The sequence below is a fragment of the Bacillus sp. FSL M7-0307 genome, assembly GCF_038627835.1.
Taxonomy (GTDB): domain Bacteria; phylum Bacillota; class Bacilli; order Bacillales; family Bacillaceae; genus Bacillus; species Bacillus altitudinis.
The window spans coordinates 145,092-164,986 of record NZ_CP152023.1 but is presented as its reverse complement, the minus strand read 5'-3'; the positions used below and the strand labels follow the sequence as shown (position 1 = coordinate 164,986).

31 protein-coding genes are annotated in these 19,895 nt (G+C 42.1%); 2 read left to right on the top strand and 29 right to left on the bottom strand.

Going from position 1 to position 19,895, the window contains the following annotated elements; genetic code table 11:
- Window positions 1-52 precede the first annotated feature (52 nt).
- Window positions 53-631 (top strand): spore germination lipoprotein GerD, encoded by a 579-nt coding sequence (gene gerD / locus MHI41_RS00950; RefSeq protein WP_007496366.1) that lies wholly within the window; start codon window positions 53-55, stop codon window positions 629-631.
- A 38-nt stretch (window positions 632-669) separates the two neighbouring features.
- On the opposite strand, the gene MHI41_RS00945 is transcribed toward gerD, so the two are convergent.
- The 3 genes from MHI41_RS00945 to MHI41_RS00935 form a co-directional block, all read right to left on the bottom strand.
- Window positions 670-1,728 carry an Mrp/NBP35 family ATP-binding protein gene (locus MHI41_RS00945; protein ID WP_282834150.1) on the bottom strand — a complete coding sequence of 353 codons (1,059 nt, stop codon included), beginning with the start codon at window positions 1,726-1,728 and terminating at the stop codon, window positions 670-672.
- A gap of 103 nt (window positions 1,729-1,831) precedes the next feature.
- Window positions 1,832-2,545 (bottom strand): N-acetylmuramoyl-L-alanine amidase CwlD, encoded by a 714-nt coding sequence (gene cwlD, locus MHI41_RS00940; protein WP_017359175.1) that lies wholly within the window; start codon window positions 2,543-2,545, stop codon window positions 1,832-1,834.
- A 58-nt stretch (window positions 2,546-2,603) separates the two neighbouring features.
- On the bottom strand, window positions 2,604-3,047 hold the full coding sequence (locus MHI41_RS00935; protein ID WP_035703915.1) for a YbaK family protein: 444 nt from the start codon (window positions 3,045-3,047) through the stop codon (window positions 2,604-2,606).
- A 145-nt stretch (window positions 3,048-3,192) separates the two neighbouring features.
- Between MHI41_RS00935 and MHI41_RS00930 the strand changes: the two genes are divergently transcribed.
- Window positions 3,193-3,762 (top strand): DUF4825 domain-containing protein, encoded by a 570-nt coding sequence (locus MHI41_RS00930; RefSeq protein WP_224559007.1) that lies wholly within the window; start codon window positions 3,193-3,195, stop codon window positions 3,760-3,762.
- Window positions 3,763-3,798: 36 nt separating this feature from the next.
- On the opposite strand, the gene MHI41_RS00925 is transcribed toward MHI41_RS00930, so the two are convergent.
- The 26 genes from MHI41_RS00925 to rpsN all read right to left on the bottom strand — a co-directional run bounded on the left by MHI41_RS00925 (window position 3,799) and on the right by rpsN (window position 19,882).
- Window positions 3,799-4,797, bottom strand: a complete 999-nt coding sequence (locus MHI41_RS00925; protein WP_272512049.1) for a serine hydrolase — start codon at window positions 4,795-4,797, stop codon at window positions 3,799-3,801.
- A 110-nt stretch (window positions 4,798-4,907) separates the two neighbouring features.
- The gene (locus MHI41_RS00920; protein ID WP_342494445.1) at window positions 4,908-5,381 is read right to left on the bottom strand and encodes a GNAT family N-acetyltransferase; all 474 of its coding nucleotides are present in this window, start codon (window positions 5,379-5,381) and stop codon (window positions 4,908-4,910) included.
- 36 nt (window positions 5,382-5,417) lie between these two features.
- Window positions 5,418-6,164, bottom strand: a complete 747-nt coding sequence (locus MHI41_RS00915; protein WP_342494444.1) for an amidohydrolase family protein — start codon at window positions 6,162-6,164, stop codon at window positions 5,418-5,420.
- 97 nt (window positions 6,165-6,261) lie between these two features.
- Window positions 6,262-6,777 carry a GNAT family protein gene (locus MHI41_RS00910; RefSeq protein ID WP_342494443.1) on the bottom strand — a complete coding sequence of 172 codons (516 nt, stop codon included), beginning with the start codon at window positions 6,775-6,777 and terminating at the stop codon, window positions 6,262-6,264.
- A 177-nt stretch (window positions 6,778-6,954) separates the two neighbouring features.
- Window positions 6,955-7,347: a 30S ribosomal protein S9 gene (rpsI, locus tag MHI41_RS00905; RefSeq protein ID WP_007496354.1), complete on the bottom strand. Its 393-nt coding sequence runs from the start codon at window positions 7,345-7,347 to the stop codon at window positions 6,955-6,957.
- 20 nt (window positions 7,348-7,367) lie between these two features.
- Window positions 7,368-7,805, bottom strand: a complete 438-nt coding sequence (gene rplM / locus MHI41_RS00900) for a 50S ribosomal protein L13 (protein WP_003217042.1) — start codon at window positions 7,803-7,805, stop codon at window positions 7,368-7,370.
- 164 nt (window positions 7,806-7,969) lie between these two features.
- Window positions 7,970-8,713, bottom strand: coding sequence for a tRNA pseudouridine(38-40) synthase TruA (gene truA / locus MHI41_RS00895; RefSeq protein ID WP_216896185.1), 744 nt, complete (start codon window positions 8,711-8,713; stop codon window positions 7,970-7,972).
- Window positions 8,714-8,724: 11 nt separating this feature from the next.
- Window positions 8,725-9,522: an energy-coupling factor transporter transmembrane protein EcfT gene (locus MHI41_RS00890; protein ID WP_008345215.1), complete on the bottom strand. Its 798-nt coding sequence runs from the start codon at window positions 9,520-9,522 to the stop codon at window positions 8,725-8,727.
- Window positions 9,519-10,388 (bottom strand): energy-coupling factor ABC transporter ATP-binding protein, encoded by an 870-nt coding sequence (locus MHI41_RS00885; protein WP_342494442.1) that lies wholly within the window; start codon window positions 10,386-10,388, stop codon window positions 9,519-9,521. Before MHI41_RS00885 ends, MHI41_RS00890 begins: the two co-directional genes overlap by 4 nt.
- Complete coding sequence (locus tag MHI41_RS00880; RefSeq protein WP_008345218.1) at window positions 10,364-11,206, bottom strand: energy-coupling factor ABC transporter ATP-binding protein; 843 nt, start codon at window positions 11,204-11,206, stop codon at window positions 10,364-10,366. Before MHI41_RS00880 ends, MHI41_RS00885 begins: the two co-directional genes overlap by 25 nt.
- 124 nt (window positions 11,207-11,330) lie before the next feature.
- Complete coding sequence (gene rplQ, locus MHI41_RS00875; protein ID WP_003216944.1) at window positions 11,331-11,693, bottom strand: 50S ribosomal protein L17; 363 nt, start codon at window positions 11,691-11,693, stop codon at window positions 11,331-11,333.
- A gap of 75 nt (window positions 11,694-11,768) precedes the next feature.
- Complete coding sequence (locus MHI41_RS00870; RefSeq protein WP_003217009.1) at window positions 11,769-12,713, bottom strand: DNA-directed RNA polymerase subunit alpha; 945 nt, start codon at window positions 12,711-12,713, stop codon at window positions 11,769-11,771.
- Between the two features lie 175 nt (window positions 12,714-12,888).
- Window positions 12,889-13,284, bottom strand: a complete 396-nt coding sequence (gene rpsK, locus MHI41_RS00865; protein WP_003217231.1) for a 30S ribosomal protein S11 — start codon at window positions 13,282-13,284, stop codon at window positions 12,889-12,891.
- Between the two features lie 20 nt (window positions 13,285-13,304).
- Window positions 13,305-13,670, bottom strand: a complete 366-nt coding sequence (rpsM, locus tag MHI41_RS00860; RefSeq protein ID WP_003217023.1) for a 30S ribosomal protein S13 — start codon at window positions 13,668-13,670, stop codon at window positions 13,305-13,307.
- A gap of 21 nt (window positions 13,671-13,691) precedes the next feature.
- Window positions 13,692-13,805, bottom strand: coding sequence for a 50S ribosomal protein L36 (gene rpmJ / locus MHI41_RS00855; RefSeq protein ID WP_003156543.1), 114 nt, complete (start codon window positions 13,803-13,805; stop codon window positions 13,692-13,694).
- 31 nt (window positions 13,806-13,836) lie between these two features.
- Window positions 13,837-14,055: a translation initiation factor IF-1 gene (infA, locus tag MHI41_RS00850; protein ID WP_003217190.1), complete on the bottom strand. Its 219-nt coding sequence runs from the start codon at window positions 14,053-14,055 to the stop codon at window positions 13,837-13,839.
- A 310-nt stretch (window positions 14,056-14,365) separates the two neighbouring features.
- Window positions 14,366-15,112 (bottom strand): type I methionyl aminopeptidase, encoded by a 747-nt coding sequence (map, locus tag MHI41_RS00845; protein ID WP_007496338.1) that lies wholly within the window; start codon window positions 15,110-15,112, stop codon window positions 14,366-14,368.
- Window positions 15,109-15,762 (bottom strand): adenylate kinase, encoded by a 654-nt coding sequence (locus MHI41_RS00840; RefSeq protein ID WP_007496336.1) that lies wholly within the window; start codon window positions 15,760-15,762, stop codon window positions 15,109-15,111. Before MHI41_RS00840 ends, map begins: the two co-directional genes overlap by 4 nt.
- Before the next feature lie 55 nt (window positions 15,763-15,817).
- Entirely contained in the window at window positions 15,818-17,110 is a 1,293-nt protein-coding gene (gene secY / locus MHI41_RS00835; protein ID WP_007496334.1) for a preprotein translocase subunit SecY, read from the bottom strand.
- Between the two features lies 1 nt (window position 17,111).
- Window positions 17,112-17,552, bottom strand: a complete 441-nt coding sequence (gene rplO / locus MHI41_RS00830) for a 50S ribosomal protein L15 (RefSeq protein ID WP_003216888.1) — start codon at window positions 17,550-17,552, stop codon at window positions 17,112-17,114.
- Between the two features lie 30 nt (window positions 17,553-17,582).
- Window positions 17,583-17,765, bottom strand: a complete 183-nt coding sequence (rpmD, locus tag MHI41_RS00825; RefSeq protein ID WP_003217067.1) for a 50S ribosomal protein L30 — start codon at window positions 17,763-17,765, stop codon at window positions 17,583-17,585.
- Window positions 17,766-17,778: 13 nt separating this feature from the next.
- Window positions 17,779-18,279 (bottom strand): 30S ribosomal protein S5, encoded by a 501-nt coding sequence (rpsE, locus tag MHI41_RS00820; RefSeq protein WP_007496332.1) that lies wholly within the window; start codon window positions 18,277-18,279, stop codon window positions 17,779-17,781.
- A gap of 24 nt (window positions 18,280-18,303) precedes the next feature.
- On the bottom strand, window positions 18,304-18,666 hold the full coding sequence (gene rplR, locus MHI41_RS00815; RefSeq protein WP_003216951.1) for a 50S ribosomal protein L18: 363 nt from the start codon (window positions 18,664-18,666) through the stop codon (window positions 18,304-18,306).
- Between the two features lie 32 nt (window positions 18,667-18,698).
- The gene (rplF, locus tag MHI41_RS00810) at window positions 18,699-19,235 is read right to left on the bottom strand and encodes a 50S ribosomal protein L6 (RefSeq protein ID WP_008345395.1); all 537 of its coding nucleotides are present in this window, start codon (window positions 19,233-19,235) and stop codon (window positions 18,699-18,701) included.
- Between the two features lie 31 nt (window positions 19,236-19,266).
- A complete protein-coding gene (gene rpsH / locus MHI41_RS00805) occupies window positions 19,267-19,665 on the bottom strand; it encodes a 30S ribosomal protein S8 (RefSeq protein ID WP_007496327.1) in 399 nt (132 codons plus the stop codon).
- Between the two features lie 31 nt (window positions 19,666-19,696).
- The gene (gene rpsN / locus MHI41_RS00800) at window positions 19,697-19,882 is read right to left on the bottom strand and encodes a 30S ribosomal protein S14 (protein WP_008356542.1); all 186 of its coding nucleotides are present in this window, start codon (window positions 19,880-19,882) and stop codon (window positions 19,697-19,699) included.
- Window positions 19,883-19,895: the final 13 nt, after the last annotated feature.

Genomic DNA, 19,895 nt, shown 5'->3' with positions numbered 1-19,895 from the left:
CACGTGAAACATTCATATTAAAAGTAAGACATGTAACGAAAGGAGCCACAGTATGTCAAAAGGCATCTTGCGTATAATGAGCTGTTTTCTTCTTTTATCTCTAACAGCTTGTGCTCCCAAAACCCAATCCTCATCTAATATGGACTATGACGAAACGAAAAAAATGGTCGTCGATATTTTGAAAACAGATGACGGTAAAAAGGCCATTCAACAGTTATTAAATGACGAGGCAATGAATGAAGCTTTGGTAATGGATGAACAAACTGTGAAAAAAACAATAGAGAAAACACTGACTTCTGATAAAGGCAAAGAGTTCTGGAAGAAGGTCTTTGAGGATTCTAAATTTGCCGAGACTTTCGCAAAATCCATGCAGCAACAGCATGAAAAGATGTTAAAACAATTGATGAAGGACCCTGACTATCAACAAATGATGATGGATATTCTCAAGGATCCTGAAATGGAAAAGAAATACGGTGAACTGGTCAAAAGCAAAGAGTTCAGAAAGCACTTAGAGAAAGTCATCACAGAAACATTGAGCAGCCCTCTCTATAAGAAGAAATTCGAAGATGAGCTAAAAAAAGCAGTCTCTGAAAGCAGCAATGATTCCGGTTCACAAGGAAGCGGCAGTTAAACATCACCCGAGTGGCACAAGGTCCACTCGGGCTTTCATTATGCTTTCACTGTTAATTGTTCAATGACTTTATTGGCAATGTGTTGATACACTTCCCCTGTCGGATGACTCTCATCATAGACGGAAGGTGCAAAATCGTCCTCATTCCAATCAGGCTGTCTTAAAGGGATTTGACCAAGGACTGATACTCGCAGCTCCTCCGCCAGCTTGTCCCCGCCGCCCTTTCCAAAGACATATTCCTTCTCACCTGTTTTTTTGCTTTCATAGTAACTCATATTCTCAACGACCCCTAGCACCTCGTGATCTGTTTGCAGTGCCATTGCGCCTGCTCTAGCAGCAACGAAAGCCGCTGTTGGATGCGGTGTCGTCACAATGATTTCTTTACAGCTCGGAAGCATCGTATGAATATCAAGTGCCACATCACCTGTTCCAGGCGGAAGGTCTAATAGTAAGTAATCTAATTCTCCCCACTCTACTTCGTGGAAGAAGTTATTTAGCATTTTACCAAGCATCGGTCCTCTCCAAATGACCGGTGCGTTTTCTTCAACAAAAAAGCCCATTGAAATCACTTTGACGCCAAAGCGTTCCACAGGAATAATTTTTTCCCCTTTAACTGTCGGTCTGACGGTGATTCCCATCATATCCGGTACACTAAAGCCGTAAATATCAGCATCGATCAGTCCCACTTTTTTCCCTAGACGAGCCAGTGCCACAGCCAGGTTAACGGAAACAGTTGATTTCCCAACGCCGCCTTTTCCACTCGCAATCGCTAAGAACACAGGCGGATTTTTAGAGTTGAGCAAATTTTCTTCCTCATCCTGTGACGGCATAAACTTTTCAAGCGTTTCTTGAGGCAGTTCTTCAAAACGAAGTCCTACAGTGTTCGCGCCCGCTGCTTTTAAAGCTTGTACGATGTCTTGCTGCAGCTTCATCTGCTCAGCAGTGCCTGTCTTGGCAATCGCCACTTTTAAGCTCACATGTTCTTTTTCAGGCTTTAGGCTGATTTCCTTGATGGCATCCAGCTCACCAAGCGGTATATGAAGGAAAGGTTCGTCCATCTTCCCAACTAGTTTTCTCACATCATCTTGTCCGATCATAGCAGAACCTCACCCTTTATTGAATTCGTTTACAATCCAAGTATATCATACATATCCTTACAATGTCTGTCCTCTTTGCCTGCGATAAACAGGAAAAAGCCCCTTATTCAGGCGGCTCTTTTTGCTCTGTTAAATATCTGAGAATGCCTTTATAAATTGAAGCAGCAATTTGATCCTGATATTTAGGAGTCGCCAGCTGACCAGCCTCTTTTGGATTCGATAAAAATCCTATTTCGACAAGCGCTCCTGGCTTCGTGACATTTTGCATTAAATAAATCCCATTGATTCGCTTCGCCTTGCGATCTGTGTTTTCAAGGTTGTTGCGCAATTCATCTTGAATGAACTTCGCTGCTTTTTCATTCTCTTCATACTTTCCGTAAAAAAACGTCTGGGCCCCGCTCCATTTGTTCGATGGGATCGCATTTAAATGTATGCTTAAATAGAGATCCGCTTCAGACTCATTGATGACTTTCACACGGTTTCTCAAATCCTCCGCTTTCTTTCGGGCATAACCCTTTGTATTCTTTGATGATAAATCAGAGTCATCCTCCCGGGTCATGAGAACAAGCGCTCCCTGCTCCTGCAAATAGTCTCTTATCTTCATGGACACATCCAGTGCAATCTCTTTTTCGAGCAGCTCGCCGCCAACAGCACCGCCATCTGGACCGCCGTGACCCGGATCTAAATAGATGATCTTGCCGCTCAAAGGCAAGTTCCACGATTTCCACGAATCATCATTTAGAAACTGAAATCTGAATAAGAATAAGAGGACAATAAACCCGATTAAAAACCCTGTCCATTTCAGCTTTCTTTTCATCCCTGTCCCTCCCATACACCATTATTTTATAGATATGGGACAAGGGCTGGAAATATGCTTAGTGCAGGCGAAGCTTATGCCTTTTTTCTGATTCCCGAAAGCCTTCCTGCCACCACTTACTTAAAAATTCCTTCGCAAATGGATACAGACACGACATCTTACGCTCCATTCGGAACATATTCCCCCACGATTGCAAACACCCTGCTAGCTCCTCAACCAGTTCATCTTCTTCATGAACTGACCGCTTTTTTATATCATCGAATGATTCACCATACTTACTCGACTCACCATATCTCCCACCTGCTAAAAAAGCCTCAATGGCGAAATCAATACAGCCATCACTCATAATCCCAGCTGGATCATCTGCAAATGGGAACAGCTTCTTCGTGAATTTCTCGGAAGCGACCGTCACCTGTTGAAGAGACAATGTACGCAACAGCTTCTTTTCAAGCGTGACATCTCGTTTTGTTTTCAATTGATAAAATGAAAGAACTTCTGCCATGGACTGAACTCCTTTTTTTCTTTGTATTGTTCGTTGGTTTGAACAAAACATGCAGTTCAGTAAATGGAAATCAATGAGCTAACGGATTGGAAAATTGTGATAAAATGAACATATATATAGAAAGAATAGAAAAGGGGCAAAATTCATGAAGAAATGGATGTATATCCTATTGCTACTAACAGTCGTCTTGTCTGGTTGCAACAGTCAAGCAACCGAGCAAAAGAGCGACATAAAAGAAATAGAAGACATATCATTAAAACAGCTTTCCAAACACAAAAATTCTTATATTGGAGACAATGGAGCAGTCGGCGCTATTTTATCAGATCTTCCAGGTAACGTGATTCGCGAGTATGAAATCGTAGATGAAAAAGCGCTAAAAGTGACATACGGCGTGAAAGAAAATACCAATGATACAGAAGAACAATTTGATGCATTTTGGTTTGATAAGAAGGATACCATTGAAAAAAACTACTTATATAATGCATTGGCACTTTTTATTCTTATCGATAACGTGGAGCAAGTGACACTCAAGATGAACGCTAAAGACGAGCCATCCGTCACGTTTAAAAGAAAACAGCTACAAAAAAAGCTGCCTCACTCTTTTAAAGTGTACAAAGACGATACAGCGCTTTGGCAAAAGGAACTGGTTGATGGAGTTGTGAAGTCAAAAGATAAACGTCTAGATGTATACAATGCGTTTCCCATCAAGAAATAATAAAAACAGAGGGCGTCACCCTCTGTTTTTTGATAATTATGTAGTAAAAGCTTGAATCAATCGTTGTCGAAAGTTTTGATCTGCTACTACGGTAAGTATAAATTCATCGAACACTTCCCCCATCCAGTGAGAATTCTCCGCTTTCAGGTCATTGATGAATAGAGAAATCGATATAGTTGATGTATCCGTTTTTCGATATAAAGCAGCAGTGACAACAAACAACGTCGATCCACCTTTATACCAAATATATTGATCTGTTTCCGTCTTCAATATTTCTCCCAGCACAATTTGGCTAAAAAGACGCTTTTCTTCTGTTGTTAACAGCTCATCCTGTAGACGTTTCATAAAATGTGCATATTGATTCGTTGTAGACCTTGTCATCTTTTGCGTCAGTAAAGATTGAATACGCAAGCTTAACAAGTTCTTTTTCATCAATTTTTCTTCTAACGCCTTTTTATGCTCCGGGTCATTTTTCATGATATGAAAAATCTCAATCATCAGAGATTTGTATTGTTCATCAGTTACATCGCTTATTTGCTTTAATGCATCCTGCTCATGATCAGATACATAGGCTGGCCACAACACCTTGGGTGTCAGCGGCATGAGTTCATCATGTTCTGTAAGACCTGCTTGTTTCATCTGATCATTGATCTTTTCTAAGTCGAGCAAGTCAATCAAATAATCAGTACAAGCATTCGAACTGAATTGCATCATCCCTTTGGCAACATCTAATAAAGTTGCATGCTCAGAAAAATCGTTGACCTCTAGCCAGTATGTGTGAGCACCGCCATCGGTTCTATCAATATAAAACCGCTCTATATCAGACAATGCCACTTTTTCATTTAGCTTGATGTCACCGCTGGATACAGCTTTAACAAAATGAAACAAAACCATTAATTTCATCGTACTTGCAAGTGGTGTTTTTTGATTACCATTCCATTCTAATACCACATCTTCATTTTCAATAATTGTTACTGATACGTTCTTTTTGTTTTTCCTGACAAATGTCAAAAGATCCTCTTTTGTTTTCTTCAAATGTTTCTCCTTTCCAAACCACTATAGATTCTCGTCTCCAATATAACAAAAATTTGAAACAAAGGCACAAAAAAGCAAAGGGTTGTGAATACCTTTGCTTCTTGGTGTGTTTATTTACGAAGAAGATGCAGTTTCATCCCATCATGCGTAGCTTCAAATCCCAACTTTTCGTAAAAACGGCGTGCTTCTGGCCTCTGTTTGTCTGTTGTCAGCTGAATCATATGACACCCGCGGTCACTTGCGCGTTGAATAGCCCGTTTGATCAACAATGTGCCAATTCCTCTTCCTCTATGAGTCGAGGCTGTACGAACTCCTTCTATTGAAGCTCTCCATCCTCCTTGATACGTTAGAAATGGAGTCATTGTTAATTGGAGAACACCGACTACCTCTTCCCGATCACAAGCGACGATTAATTCAATATTGGGATCCGCTTCGATCGAATGAAAGGCATTGAGGTAGCTTTCTAATAATGGACGAGAGTAGCGTTCTCTCTTTTGGCCTAATTTGTCATCTGAAAGCATCAAAACGATGTTGTCGAGGTCTCCTTGGACGGCTTCTCTAAATGTCAATTGATTCAGATTCAATGAACACACCTCCTATCACGGAATGGAAGCCTTTATTCATTTGCCAAAATACCAATTGATAGCGTTCTTATATAAAATTTTATCCGCTGCTTCCTCATCAAACATCTGTTGAATCAATTCAATATCACCGTATTCAAATGGCCGTTTCGCCCTTGTAGAGGGAAGATCTGTACCAAACATCAGTGCATCAGGATTCGTTTGATAAATAGACGTCAATGCATGTTCGACCTTTAAATCAACACGCCCAAAGCCAGTCGCTTTCACACGAACCCCTTTATCAACCAGCTTGAGCAAATGCGGCAAACCTTCTTCCGATAAGCCTAAATGATCAATCGAAACGGCCGGCAGCTGTTCAAGCGTTGATGAGATGTCAGGGAGATGCTTAGCGTCTATGTAAATCTCACTATGCCACCCAGCCAGCTCATACACCCTTCTCGCAAAATAGTCGAGCTTTGAAATATCCTCCGAACCGCCCCGCTTCACATTAAAACGTAAAGCCTTGACCCCATGTTGATCCAAATGAACAATCTCATCGTCAGTTGCTGTAAAAGGTAATTGTGTCACACCGCAAAAAGCCGGTCCCATTTCATCTAGTGCTTTCAACAAATAGCCTTGATCAAAGCCCTGAAATGACCCTGATACTATCGCTCCACCTACAATCCCCAAATCAGCGGTCTCTCTCCTATAATCATTCTCCACATAACTCGGCGGTGTATATCCTTGGTTTTCTTGAATAGGAAAATCAAAATCAATGATATGAAAATGTGCATCAAAGATCCTCATGCCCGCGCCCCTCTTCTGCTTATTTGACCTGATTATATCAATAGAGAAAGCCAAGGGATATTCGGAATGATGAATTACTTCATATCATGAAAACTTATCAAGTTTTCCATTCCTCTCGTAAGATGGCATAATAAAACTCATCCCACCACTCATTTCCTTGTGGTATACATTTTTTAAAATAGCCCTCTCTCCTCATCCCCATTTTCTCCATCACTCTCCATGACGGCACATTTTCAGGCTGACAAGTGGCAATGATTCGATGTAAATTCATTGTGTGAAAACCATGATGTAGGACAGCATACGCCGCTTCAGAAGCAAAGCCTTTGTTTTGATATGCAGAATTGAAGACCCAGCCAATTTCATATGTGTGCTCACCAAAGTAAGGATGAAACACGATATGCCCAATGCATGTATGATCTTCTTTTAATAGAACAGCAAAATTTTTGCCCGTCTCAAGACGATTATTTTTGACAAAATCCCGCGCCTCTTCTTTAGAAAAAACACCTTCTGGCATATACTTCATCACCACTAGATCAGATGTATATGCATAGACATCCTGCCAATCATCCTCATTAAACGGTCGAATGAGACATCTTTCTGTTGTTAGATTCATAAATGCCATCCCCCTTTAACATCGTTTTTTAAACAAAAACCTGACTATGATCCTATTTTATATGTTTCCAAACAGAAAAAAACACAAATAAAAAAAGCACCAGCAAGATGCTGATGCTTTTCATATATGGTTTGTCTGTACAAACCTTTGTAAAACGTCCATACAATATAAAATTGATTAACGTTTTGAGAACTGAGGTGCGCGACGTGCGCCTTTAAGACCGTATTTCTTACGCTCTTTCATACGAGAGTCACGAGTAAGAAGTCCAGCACGTTTAAGTGGTGTACGGTACTCAGGATCTACTTCTAGAAGAGCACGAGAGATACCGTGACGAATTGCTCCAGCTTGACCAGAGAATCCACCACCGTGAACATTTACAAGAACATCGTAGCTGTTAGCTGTTTCTGTGATGTTCAAAGGCTGTTTCACGTCTTCGATTAAAGCAGCGAATGGAATGTATTCAGTAATTTCACGATTATTAACGACGATACGGCCTTCACCTGGAACTAAGCGAACGCGCGCTACAGAACTTTTACGACGACCTGTACCGTAATATTGAACCTGTGCCAAATTGTTAACCTCCCTTATAATTAACCGCGAAGTTCGTAAACTTCAGGTTGTTGTGCTTGATGTGGATGCTCAGAACCACGGTACACATTTAATTTTTTGAACATTTGACGACCTAGTGGACCCTTTGGAAGCATACCTTTGATAGCAAGCTCCAACATTTTTTCAGGGTAGTTTGTACGCATCTCAAGAGCAGTTCTTTGTTTCAAACCACCTGGGTGCATCGTATGACGGTAGTAAATTTTGTCCGTCAATTTCTTACCAGTTAATTCGATTTTCTCAGCATTGATGATGATCACGTGATCACCTGTATCAACGTGTGGTGTATAAGTTGGTTTGTGCTTACCGCGCAAAAGTGATGCTACTTCAGTAGAAAGACGACCTAGAGTCTTACCTGCCGCATCAACCACTAGCCATTTGCGCTCAATTGTGCTTGCGTTCGCCATTGGTGTTGTACGCATGAGTTTCCCTCCTAAATAAATCAATGAATTTTCCTGAATCAAATGCTACGTTCTATTTCAAAACACAGATAAGTCTTCCGGGGCTTATTTGTGGGGTTGAAATACATACCATATGATATCTTATAACTTTCTGCTTCCTGTGTCAAGAACATGTTACACCTGGTTTAGTTGTCATAGAAAACTTCCCATAAATACAGTCCGTGACTGGGCGCAGTCTTGCCTGCCGCTTCGCGATTTCGGGCGGCAAGCATGGCTTTTATCTCCTCAGGGTGAAATTTACCAGAACCAATTTCAAGTAACGTGCCGGCTATAATTCGTACCATGTTGTATAAAAAGCCATTCCCTCTCACACGCATTTCAAGCCCGTCTGAGACGTTTTTCCACTCGAGGGTGTAAATCTCCCTCACCTTGTCCTGAACCTCTGTATTGGCCGCACAAAAGCTTGTGAAATCATGTGTGCCAATCAGGTGCCCAGCGGCTTCTCTCATTTTGTCGACATCCAGCGGATAAGGATAGTGACAGGCATACTGTCTCGTAAACACATTTTGGTGCGTTTCCGTTGAGACCCTATAACGGTACTCCTTTGAAGCGACACCAAATCTAGCATGAAATGACTCATCCACTTCCTCAGCCTTTAGAACACGAATGTCATCTGGCAGCAAGCTGTTGAGGGCAAACGGCCATCTCTCCATCGGAATGGCGAGCGGGGTGTCAAAATGGATGACCTGCCCCTTTGCGTGAACGCCACTGTCTGTCCGGCCGGAAGCCACAATCGGAATTAGTTCATCTTGTTTATGCATTCTAGCAAGAACAGATTCAATCTCCGTTTGTACAGTACGCTGTCCTGGCTGCACTTGATAACCTTTAAAATGTGTCCCATCGTATGATACGGTACATTTTACTTTCATCTAGGCATCACCTAATTTCTAAGCAGCACAAGGAGTGCTGTTAACAGGATGAATAGAAGCAGCGTGAACGTGTCTTTCATTCCCCAGACAAGCTGACGGTATTTCGTGCGCCCTTCTCCCCCGCGGTAGCCTCTCGCTTCCATAGCGGTCGCCAATTCCTCCGCACGCTTAAACGCACTGACGAAAAGTGGGACAAGCAATGGGACAATCGCTTTTAAACGATCTTTCACGGGTCCGCTTGTAAAATCAACACCTCTTGCCATTTGTGCTTTCATGATTTTGTCTGTTTCTTCGAGTAAAGTCGGAATAAATCGAAGAGAGATAGACATCATAAGAGCAAGCTCATGAACAGGCAGCTTGATTTTACGGAAAGGATGCAGCAGCTTCTCCATACCGTCTGTCACTTCAATAGGTGTTGTGGTCAACGTCAGAAGTGTTGTCATCATGATGAGATAGACAAAACGGAGTGAAATGAAAATCCCCTGTTTTAGACCTTCTTCATAAATATTCAGAAAACCAAAGTGAAAGAGCAAAGCGCCATCCTTTGTCATGAAGATATGCAGAATAAAGGTAAACAGAACAATCCAAAGGATGGGTTTCATTCCTTTGAGAATAAAGTACAGCGGCACCTGAGACACCATCACCACAAGAATAGTGAAGACACCTAAAAGCCCGTAAGTGATGTAGTTATTCGCAAAAAAGACAATAAAGACAAAAAAGAAAATTGATAACAGCTTTGTCCTTGGATCAAGACGATGGACAAAAGATGTACCCGGCACATATTTGCCGATAATCATACTATCCATCATGATGTCGTGTCCTCCTGATATAAAGCTGTTAAGGCTTCTACCATTTCATCCATGGTCAGAAGCGGTCTTGGAAACGTCATCCCCAGCTTTTCTTCGACAGCCTGCTGGAATTTGATCGTTTCCGGGAGGTCCAGTCCGAAAGAAGACATGTCTGTACGATTGGCAAATAGCTCCCTCGGCGTACCTGTCGCCTTCACTGTTCCTTTGTGCATCACAATCATTTGATCCGCATAATGAGCGGCATCTTCCATACTGTGTGTCACAAGGATCGTCGTCAGGTTGGCTTTTTGATGAAGCTCATAGAACATGTCCATGATTTCTTTACGTCCGCGTGGATCTAATCCCGCAGTCGGCTCATCAAGCACAAGCACTTCTGGCTCCATCGCTAGTACACCTGCAATCGCCACACGTCTCATTTGACCACCGCTTAATTCAAAGGGTGATCGAGATAACAAAGATTCAGGAAGGCCTACAAGCTTCAGCATCTCTTTAGCCTTAGCTTCTGCCTTTTCTTTTGGAACGCCGAAATTCATCGGACCAAAACAGATATCCTTCAGAATCGTCTCCTCAAAGAGCTGATGTTCAGGAAACTGAAACACGATACCTACCTTTTTGCGAAGAGATTTCAGTTCCTTCTGCTTCTTATTGGCTTGTAATACCGTATCTCCAAGCGCAATGCTCCCTTTTGTTGGTTTGAGCAGTCCATTTAAATGTTGCAGCAATGTCGACTTGCCAGAACCCGTATGACCAATGACAGCAACATAGCTGCCTTCTTTGATGGAAGCATTGACATCATACAAAGCGAGACGCTCAAACGGCGTTTTCATCTGATAACGATGCTCTAATTCTTTGATCGTAATGTCCATAGCTCTTTCACCAATCCTTCTTGTGTCAAATGGGCATTTGCAAGCGGCACACCTTGCTGCTTCAATTGCTTACTCAACCGGTAGGAAAATGGCAGATCAAGTCCAATCTGAACCAGCTGTTCATCTAGTTCAAATACTTCCTCTGGTGTTCCCTCGGCAAATTTCTTTCCGCCATTCATCACAATAACGCGGTCTGCCTTCGCAGCCTCGTCTAAATCATGTGTGATGGAAATGACCGTGACCGTTCCTTGTTCCTTCAATAGTCTGACGGTTTCTAACACTTCTTCACGGCCAATCGGATCAAGCATTGATGTTGCTTCATCCAAGATCATGATGTCAGGGCTTGCGGCAAGTACACCTGCGATTGCTACTCTCTGCTTTTGCCCGCCTGATAGATGGTGCGGCTCTTGATCAAGAAACTCCTGCATATTGACCTGTTTGACAGCCCAATCTACACGCTCTATCATCAATTCCCGCTCAACCCCGTTATTTTCTAAACCAAAAGCCACATCATCACGAACCGTTGAGCCAACGAATTGGTTGTCTGGGTTTTGAAAGACCATGCCGACCTTTTTGCGAATATCCCAAACACTTTCTTCTTTCAGCTCAATCTCACCAACCTTGACCGTTCCTGCATCCGGTAAAATGAGCCCATTCAGTACACGGGCAAGTGTGGATTTACCTGAACCGTTGTGGCCAACAATGGCAAGCCATTCATTTTGATTCACATGCAATGACACTTGGTCTAAAGCGGGCTTGTCCGCATCTTTGTGATAACGAAATACAATGTCTTTTACGTCAATTAATGTCTTCTCCATCTCTACCGGACCTCCTCTCAGCTCAACCTCTACTTTGCCTGTTGCTAAAAAGCCGTAGTATCTAAAAAAGGGCATAGATCCAGTTATGAACTGTCCCGCCCTTTCTTAGATACACGATATGTGATTAAACTAATTCAATGACAGCCATTGGTGCGCCATCGCCGCGACGAGGTCCAAGCTTCATGATACGAGTGTATCCACCTTGGCGATCTTCGTAGCGAGTTGCAACGTCAGCGAATAATTTTTGAAGTGCATCTTGGTTTGTTTCAGCGTTAGCTACTTCGTTACGAATGTAAGCTGCAGCTTGACGGCGAGCATGAAGATCTCCGCGTTTGCCAAGAGTGATCATTTTTTCAACTACAGAGCGAAGTTCTTTCGCACGTGTTTCAGTTGTTTCGATGCGTTCGTTGATGATCAAATCAGTCGTTAGGTCACGAAGCATTGCTTTACGTTGTGCACTAGTGCGTCCTAGCTTTCTGTATGCCATGTGATGTCCCCTCCTTAATTAGAGATGCTGTATGAATAAAAAACACACGAAAATCCTAGTTCACAATGAAACTAGTCAATCGTCTTTACGAAGACCCAGTCCAAGTTCTTCTAGTTTCGCTTTCACTTCTTCAAGAGATTTACGTCCAAGGTTACGAACTTTCATCATATCCTCTTCTGTCTTGTTAGCAAGCTCTTGAACAGTGTTAATACCCGCACGCTTCAAACAGTTGTAAGAACGAACAGAAAGATCAAGCTCTTCAATTGTCATTTCAAGCACTTTTTCTTTTTGGTCTTCTTCTTTTTCAACCATGATTTCTGCATGCTGAGCTTCGTCAGTTAACCCAACGAAAATATTTAGGTGTTCAGTTAAAATCTTAGAACCTAGAGCGATCGCTTCTTTCGGTCCTGTGCTTCCATCAGTCCATACATCTAGTGTTAATTTATCATAGTTTGTGATTTGCCCAACACGGGTGTTCTCCACTTGATAAGTTACACGAGATACAGGTGTATAGATTGAGTCGATCGGAATCACGCCGATAGGCTGATCGTCTCTTTTGTTTGCATCAGCAGGATTATACCCGCGACCTCTTTGTGCAGTCAAACGAACACGGAAGCTCGCATTTTTGCCAAGAGTTGCGATGTGAAGATCTGGATTTAAGATTTCAATATCGCTGTCGTGTGTAATATCAGCAGCTGTTACAGTTCCTTCATCTTGTACATCAATTTCAAGCGTCTTCTCTTCTTCAGAGTAGATTTTGAGTGCAAGCTTTTTAATGTTTAAGATAATCGTTGTAACATCTTCAACCACGCCTTCGATCGTTGAGAATTCGTGTAAGACACCATCTATCTGGATCGATGTTACAGCTGCACCAGGAAGTGAGGATAAAAGGATACGACGAAGGGAGTTCCCTAAAGTGGTACCATATCCACGCTCAAGTGGCTCTACGACAAACTTGCCATACTTGGCATCGTCGCTGATTTCAACCGTTTCGATTTTTGGTTTTTCAATTTCGATCATCTAATAAAACCCTCCTTCAAAACGTCGAAACCTCGAATAGAATCATATGAGATTCCATCCGAAATTCCTCATTGTTTAGTCCCGTATGTGCTCAGGCAACGAGTCGTGTATTCGTCTCATAAATAACTGTATCATAACCCATTATTGACAGGGACACAAAATCTATACAAACAAATTACACGCGGCGACGTTTTGGTGGACGGCATCCGTTATGAGGAACTGGAGTTACGTCTCTGATTGCAGTAACTTCAAGACCTGCAGCTTGAAGCGCACGAATTGCAGCTTCACGACCAGAACCAGGACCTTTAACAGTTACTTCAAGTGTTTTAAGACCATGTTCGATAGAACCTTTAGCAGCAGTTTCAGCAGCCATTTGTGCAGCGAAAGGAGTAGATTTACGAGAACCTCTGAATCCTAATGCACCAGCACTTGACCAAGAAATTGCGTTTCCATGAACATCAGTAATCGTTACAATCGTGTTGTTGAAAGTGGAACGGATATGAGCGATTCCAGCTTCAATATTCTTTTTCACGCGACGTTTACGCGTATTTTGTTTACGAGCAGCAGCCATTCTTTAACTACCTCCTTTACTTATTTTTTCTTGTTAGCTACAGTACGACGCGGACCTTTACGAGTGCGCGCGTTGTTTTTTGTGTTTTGTCCACGAACAGGAAGTCCTCTACGATGACGGATTCCGCGGTAGCTTCCGATTTCAATTAGACGCTTAATGTTAAGTGAAACTTCACGACGAAGGTCACCTTCTACTTTAAGTTTGTCAATGATATCACGGATTTTACCTAGTTCGTCTTCAGTTAGATCGCGAACGCGAGTGTCTTCAGAAACACCTGCTTCTTTAAGGACTTGTTGAGCCGTCGTACGACCAATTCCAAAAACATATGTTAAAGAAATGACAACACGCTTATCACGTGGAATATCTACACCAGCAATACGAGCCATGATTTGGGCACCTCCTTGTTATTAGCCTTGTTTTTGTTTATGTTTTGGGTTTTCACAGATCACCATTACTTTTCCTTTTCTGCGAATCACTTTACATTTTTCACAGATAGGTTTAACAGATGGTCTCACTTTCATGTGTTTCCAACCTCCTTCTTCCGGAGTTGCTTTATTTGTAACGGTACGTAATTCTACCACGAGTTAAGTCATATGGAGATAATTCTACCGTAACTTTGTCTCCAGGTAAAATGCGAATGAAGTGCATACGGATTTTTCCTGATACATGAGCCAAAACTGTATGACCATTCTCTAGTTCAACTTTGAACATTGCATTTGGCAAAGTTTCTGCTACAGTACCTTCCACTTCAATTACATCGTCTTTCGCCATTCAAGTGTTCTCCCTTCTTCAAATCAGTAACTTGCTCTCTGATAAATGTCCAAATGAGATGTTCTCAATTGTCCATCTATCACCCGACCTGTTTTGAATATACTGTTCTGAACTTCCGGAGATACGCAATCATAAAAGGTTAAATGATTGATATTTTTTCTTAGGAGAATGAATTTACGCTTTTCTCCGTCTGCGATTAGTACATGGCAGCCATCGAACACGCCGATGACAACTGTATACTGATCTTGTTCTTTCCTTGGACTATACAGACAACCTGCCCGATTTGGGCCTGAAAGGCTTCAGTGAAGACCTAAATCTTAGTCAGTATATCAAAACCTGTATCTGTAATCGCAATCGTATGCTCAAAGTGAGCACACTTTTTCCCATCAACCGTTACAACCGTCCAGTTATCAGCCAGTGTTTTCACATATCGGCTGCCTGCGTTCACCATCGGTTCGATGGCCAACACCATTCCAGGTTTGAGCCGTGGGCCTTTGTTCGGTGGACCATAATGAGGAATTTGAGGGTCCTCATGAAGATCCTGTCCGACCCCATGTCCAACATATTCTCTAACAACTGAGAAATTCTCACCTTCAACATACGTTTGTATGGCATGGGAAATGTTTGACAGACGTTCACCTGGCTTTGCTTCCTGTAAGCCCTTATATAGAGATTCCTCTGTGACTTCCAGTAGTTTGCGGTCCTCATCACTGATTACCCCAACTGGATATGTCCAAGCAGAGTCACCATGATAGCCATTTAACTTTGCGCCGATATCGATACTAATGATGTCTCCATCACGTAAAACCCGTTTACCAGGAATACCGTGAACGAGTTCTTCATTCACCGAAACGCAAATGCTCCCGCGAAAACCATTATACCCTTTAAAAGATGGGATTGCACCCTGCTTTGTAATAAAACGTTCGGCAATTTGATCCAATTCTTTTGTCGAAATACCTGGTTTTATATGTTTCTTTAGCTCTTCATGAGTCAGTGCGACAATGCGTCCAGCTTCTCTCATAATCTCAAGCTCGCGAGGAGTTTTACAGATAATCATTTATTTAATCCCCCAAGCAGGTCCTTGATATCAGCGTAAACATCGTTAATGTGCTTCGCACCATCAATGTTTGCAAGATATCCTTTTTCTGAATAGAAGTTCAGTAAAGGTTCAGTCTGCTTTAAGTTCACTTCAAGTCTTGTCGAAACGGTTTCTGCATTATCATCTGCACGTTGATAAAGCTCGCCTCCACACTTGTCACAAACATTTTCTTTCGCAGGTGGATTGAATACTAAATGATATGTTGCTCCGCAATCTTTGCAAATTCTTCGGCCAGTCAGACGCTCCATCAAAGCATCTTTATCGACTTTAATATTAATGACATAATCAATCGTTCTGCCAAGGTCCTTTAGAATGTCTTCTAAAGCTTCAGCCTGAGCGACAGTTCGCGGAAATCCGTCCAGAAGAAAACCTTGTTCACAATCATTCTTGCCAAGTCTTTCTCTAACAATACCGATTGTGACCTCATCAGGAACAAGCTCTCCTTTATCGATAAAGGATTTTGCTTCGAGTCCAAGTTGTGTCTCCTCTTTCATAGCAGCACGGAACATATCTCCTGTTGAGATATGAGGGATCCCATAATCATCAACAATTCGTTCTGCCTGAGTGCCTTTACCAGCACCCGGAAGCCCCATTAAGACTAAGTTCATTTCGGATTTCCCCTTCCTTACTTAGAGAGGTTGGGCAGGAGCCCAGCCCTCTGTTTTATTTCATAAATCCACGGTAGTTTCGTTTCACTAATTGGCTTTCAAGCTGTTTCATTGTTTCAAGTGCAACACCTACAACAATGAGAAGACTTGTGCCGCCAATTTGTGCAGCGGAAGGTAATCCAGCGAATTGAATGAAAAAGATAGGAAGTATTGAAATCACGGCTAAGAAAATGGCGCCCACAAACGTGAGTCGGTACAAAATGCTCGTAATTCTATCTTGAGTCATTTTCCCTGGACGAACTCCCGGGATATAGCCACCCTGCTTTTGCAGATTTTCAGCCATTTGTTCAGGGTTTACTTGGACAAAGGCATAAAAATATGTGAAAGCAACAATCAGTGCTACATAAATCGTCATACCGATTGGCTTAGTATAGTCAAAGTTGTTAGTTATCCAGGTTGTCACATTATTTGTTCCGAAGAACGATGCGATCGTCTGCGGAGTAATAATGAACGAAACGGCAAAGATGACTGGAATCACCCCTGCTGGATTCACTTTCAATGGAAGGTGCGTTGCTTGACTAGCAGACATTTGTGCACGGCCAGTTCCTTTTGAATATTGAATCGCAATCTTTCTCACTGCCATTTGAATGTAAATAACACCGATAACAATGACAAGAATAGCAATCACAATAAGGGCAATTTTCAGGATTTGCATGAACAGCTGTCCATCTCCACCTACAAATTGCTGAGCGTACACTTGCTTTAATGTTTGAGGGATACCTGCGATGATACCGGCAAAGATAATAATCGAAATACCGTTACCAACACCGTGAGCAGTAATCTGCTCTCCCAGCCACATTAAAAATGCTGTTCCCGCAGTGAGTACGACCGCAATTAAGAGATACGTTGAAACACCTGGGTTTTCAATCAGCATGCCTCCTGCCATATTGTTAAATCCATATGACATTCCTAACGCCTGGATAAATCCTAGAACAATTGTAAAATACCTTGTGAATTGTGCTAATTTTCGGCGGCCAACCTCTCCTTGCTTTGACCACTCAGTAAACTTCGGTACAACATCCATCTGCAAGAGCTGGATGATGATCGAAGCAGTGATATACGGCATAATCCCCATTGCAAGAATGGAGAATTGGAAAAGTGCCCCGCCCCCAAACGTGTTGAGGATTCCGAAAACACTCATTTGATCCTGTGCCTGGAGAACTTCGGCGTTCACATTAGGCACAGGGATGAAAGCACCTATACGAAAGACGACTAACATTAAAAGTGTAAATATAATCTTATTCCGTATATCTTTCACGCGCATAAAATTGGAGATTGTCTTAAACAAGTTAGATCACCTCGGCTGTACCGCCAGCAGCTTCAATCGCTTCTTTAGCAGAAGCAGAGAATTTATTGGCTTTTACAGTTAATTTTTTTTCTAATTTACCGTTGCCAAGAATTTTTACTCCTGCTTTTAACTTGCTTATTGCACCAGTCTCTAGAAGAAGTTCAGGAGTGACTTCCGTTCCTTCGTCAAAACTGTTTAATCTGTCTAAGTTGATTACCGCGTAATCTTTACGGTTGATGTTTGTAAAACCACGTTTTGGAAGGCGTTGGAATAAAGGCATTTGACCACCTTCGAATCCAGGGCGTACACCGCCGCCAGAACGAGCGTTTTGACCTTTATGACCTTTACCAGAAGTTTTACCGTTACCTGATCCAATACCACGACCAACACGGTTGCGTACTTTACGTGAACCTTCTGAAGGCTTCAATTCATGAAGTTTCATTTGGGCACCTCCTTATCGATTAAAAATGTTTTATTGTTCTTTAACAGAAACTAAATGAGACACCTTGTTAATCATGCCGCGGATCGCTGCATTGTCTTCATGTACGACTGTTTGGTTTGTTTTCTTTAGACCAAGAGTACGAACAGTGACACGCTGATCTTCTGGGCGACCGATTACACTGCGTTTGAGGGTAATTTCTAATTTATTTGCCATTATTGTTCCCTCCTTATCCTAACAGGTCTTCTACAGATTTTCCACGAAGCTTCGCTACATCTTCAGCACGTTTAAGTTCACTTAAACCTTGAAGTGTTGCGCGGATCATGTTGATCGGTGTATTAGAACCTAGAGATTTAGAAAGGATATCAGCTAGACCAGCAAGCTCAAGTACCGCACGCACTGGGCCTCCAGCGATAACTCCTGTACCTTCTGAAGCAGGCTTCAATAGAACGTTTCCTGCACCGAATCGACCGATGATTTCATGTGGAATTGTAGTTCCAACCATTGGTACTTCAATTAAATTCTTTTTCGCGTCTTCAACAGCTTTGCGGATCGCTTCTGGTACTTCTTGTGCTTTACCAGTACCGAATCCTACATGACCGTTTTTGTCACCGACAACAACTAAAGCTGCAAAACGGAAACGACGTCCACCTTTAACAACTTTCGCTACCCGGTTAACCGTAACTAAGCGTTCTTCTAACTCTAATTTGCTTGGGTCAATACGACTCATTCGGATGTGTCCCTCCTTCTTTTATTAAAATTTAAGTCCAGCCTCACGAGCAGCTTCAGCTAGAGCTTTTACACGTCCATGATATAAGTATCCTCCGCGGTCAAATACCACGTTAGAGATGCCTTTTTCAACAGCACGTTTTGCAACAAGTTCGCCAACTTTAGTAGCAGCTGCAGCGTCAGAACTATTCTCGATCTTTAACTCTTTATCAAGAGTAGAAGCACTTACAAGTGTTACACCGTTAACATCATCAATTACTTGAGCGTAGATGTTCTTGTTAGAACGGAAAACGTTAAGGCGAGGTCTTTCAGCAGTACCTGAAAGTTTCGCACGAACACGAGCGTGTCTTTTAAGACGAGTAGCGTTTTTGCTAGTTTTCGTAATCATCCGAGTCACTCCTTTCTTCACATTAAGCGATCTTACTTACCAGTTTTTCCTTCTTTACGGCGAACGAATTCACCTTCGTAACGAATTCCTTTACCTTTGTAAGGCTCTGGAGCACGGACAGCGCGGATGTTAGAAGCTAGAGCTCCTACACGCTCTTTATCGATACCTTTAACGATTACTTTCGTTTGAGATGGAACTTCTACTTCAACTCCAGCCTCAGGAACGATTTCAACTGGGTGAGAGTATCCAACGTTAAGAACAAGTTTGTTTCCAGATTTAGCTGCACGGTAACCGACACCGATTAGTTCTAAACCTCTTTCGAAACCTTTAGATACACCTTCAACCATGTTTGCAATTAAGCTACGTGTTGTACCATGTAATGCACGGTGTTCTTTATTTTCAGACGGACGGCTTACAGTTAAGACGTTGTCCTCAATTTTAATTTCCATATCAGGGTGAAATGCACGAGTTAGTTCACCTTTTGGTCCCTTTACTGTCACTGTGTTATCGTTGTTTGTCACAGTTACTCCTGAAGGGATCTCGATTAGCTTTTTACCTATACGAGACATACCAAGCACCTCCATTCATCTTAAACTTTTTTTACCATACGTAAGCAAGTACTTCTCCACCAGCTTGTTTAGCACGGGCTTCTTTGTCCGATAAAACACCTTGTGATGTAGAAATAATTGCGATTCCAAGTCCGTTAAGTACACGTGGTACTTCATTTGATTTCGCATATACGCGTAAACCAGGTTTACTGATTCTTTTAAGACCAGTGATAACACGTTCGTTGTTTTGGCCGTATTTAAGGAACAAACGGATAATTCCTTGTTTGCTGTCTTCGACGTACTCAACGTCACGGATAAAACCTTCACGCTTTAAGATTTCAGCAATTTCTCTTTTGATTTTTGAAGCCGGTACTTCTAGCTTCTCATGACGTACCATGTTCGCATTGCGAATACGAGTCAGCAAATCTGCAATCGGATCTGTCATAACCATTATTTAATAACCTCCTTCCCATTTATGGGGATTACCAGCTGGCTTTTTTAACGCCAGGAATTTGTCCTTTATATGCAAGTTCGCGGAAACAAATACGGCAAAGTTTAAACTTGCGAATTACTGAATGTGGACGTCCACAACGTTCGCAGCGCGTATACTCTTGAACTTTAAACTTTTGTTTGCGTTGTTGTTTCGCAATCATAGACTTTTTAGCCACGATTTCGCCTCCC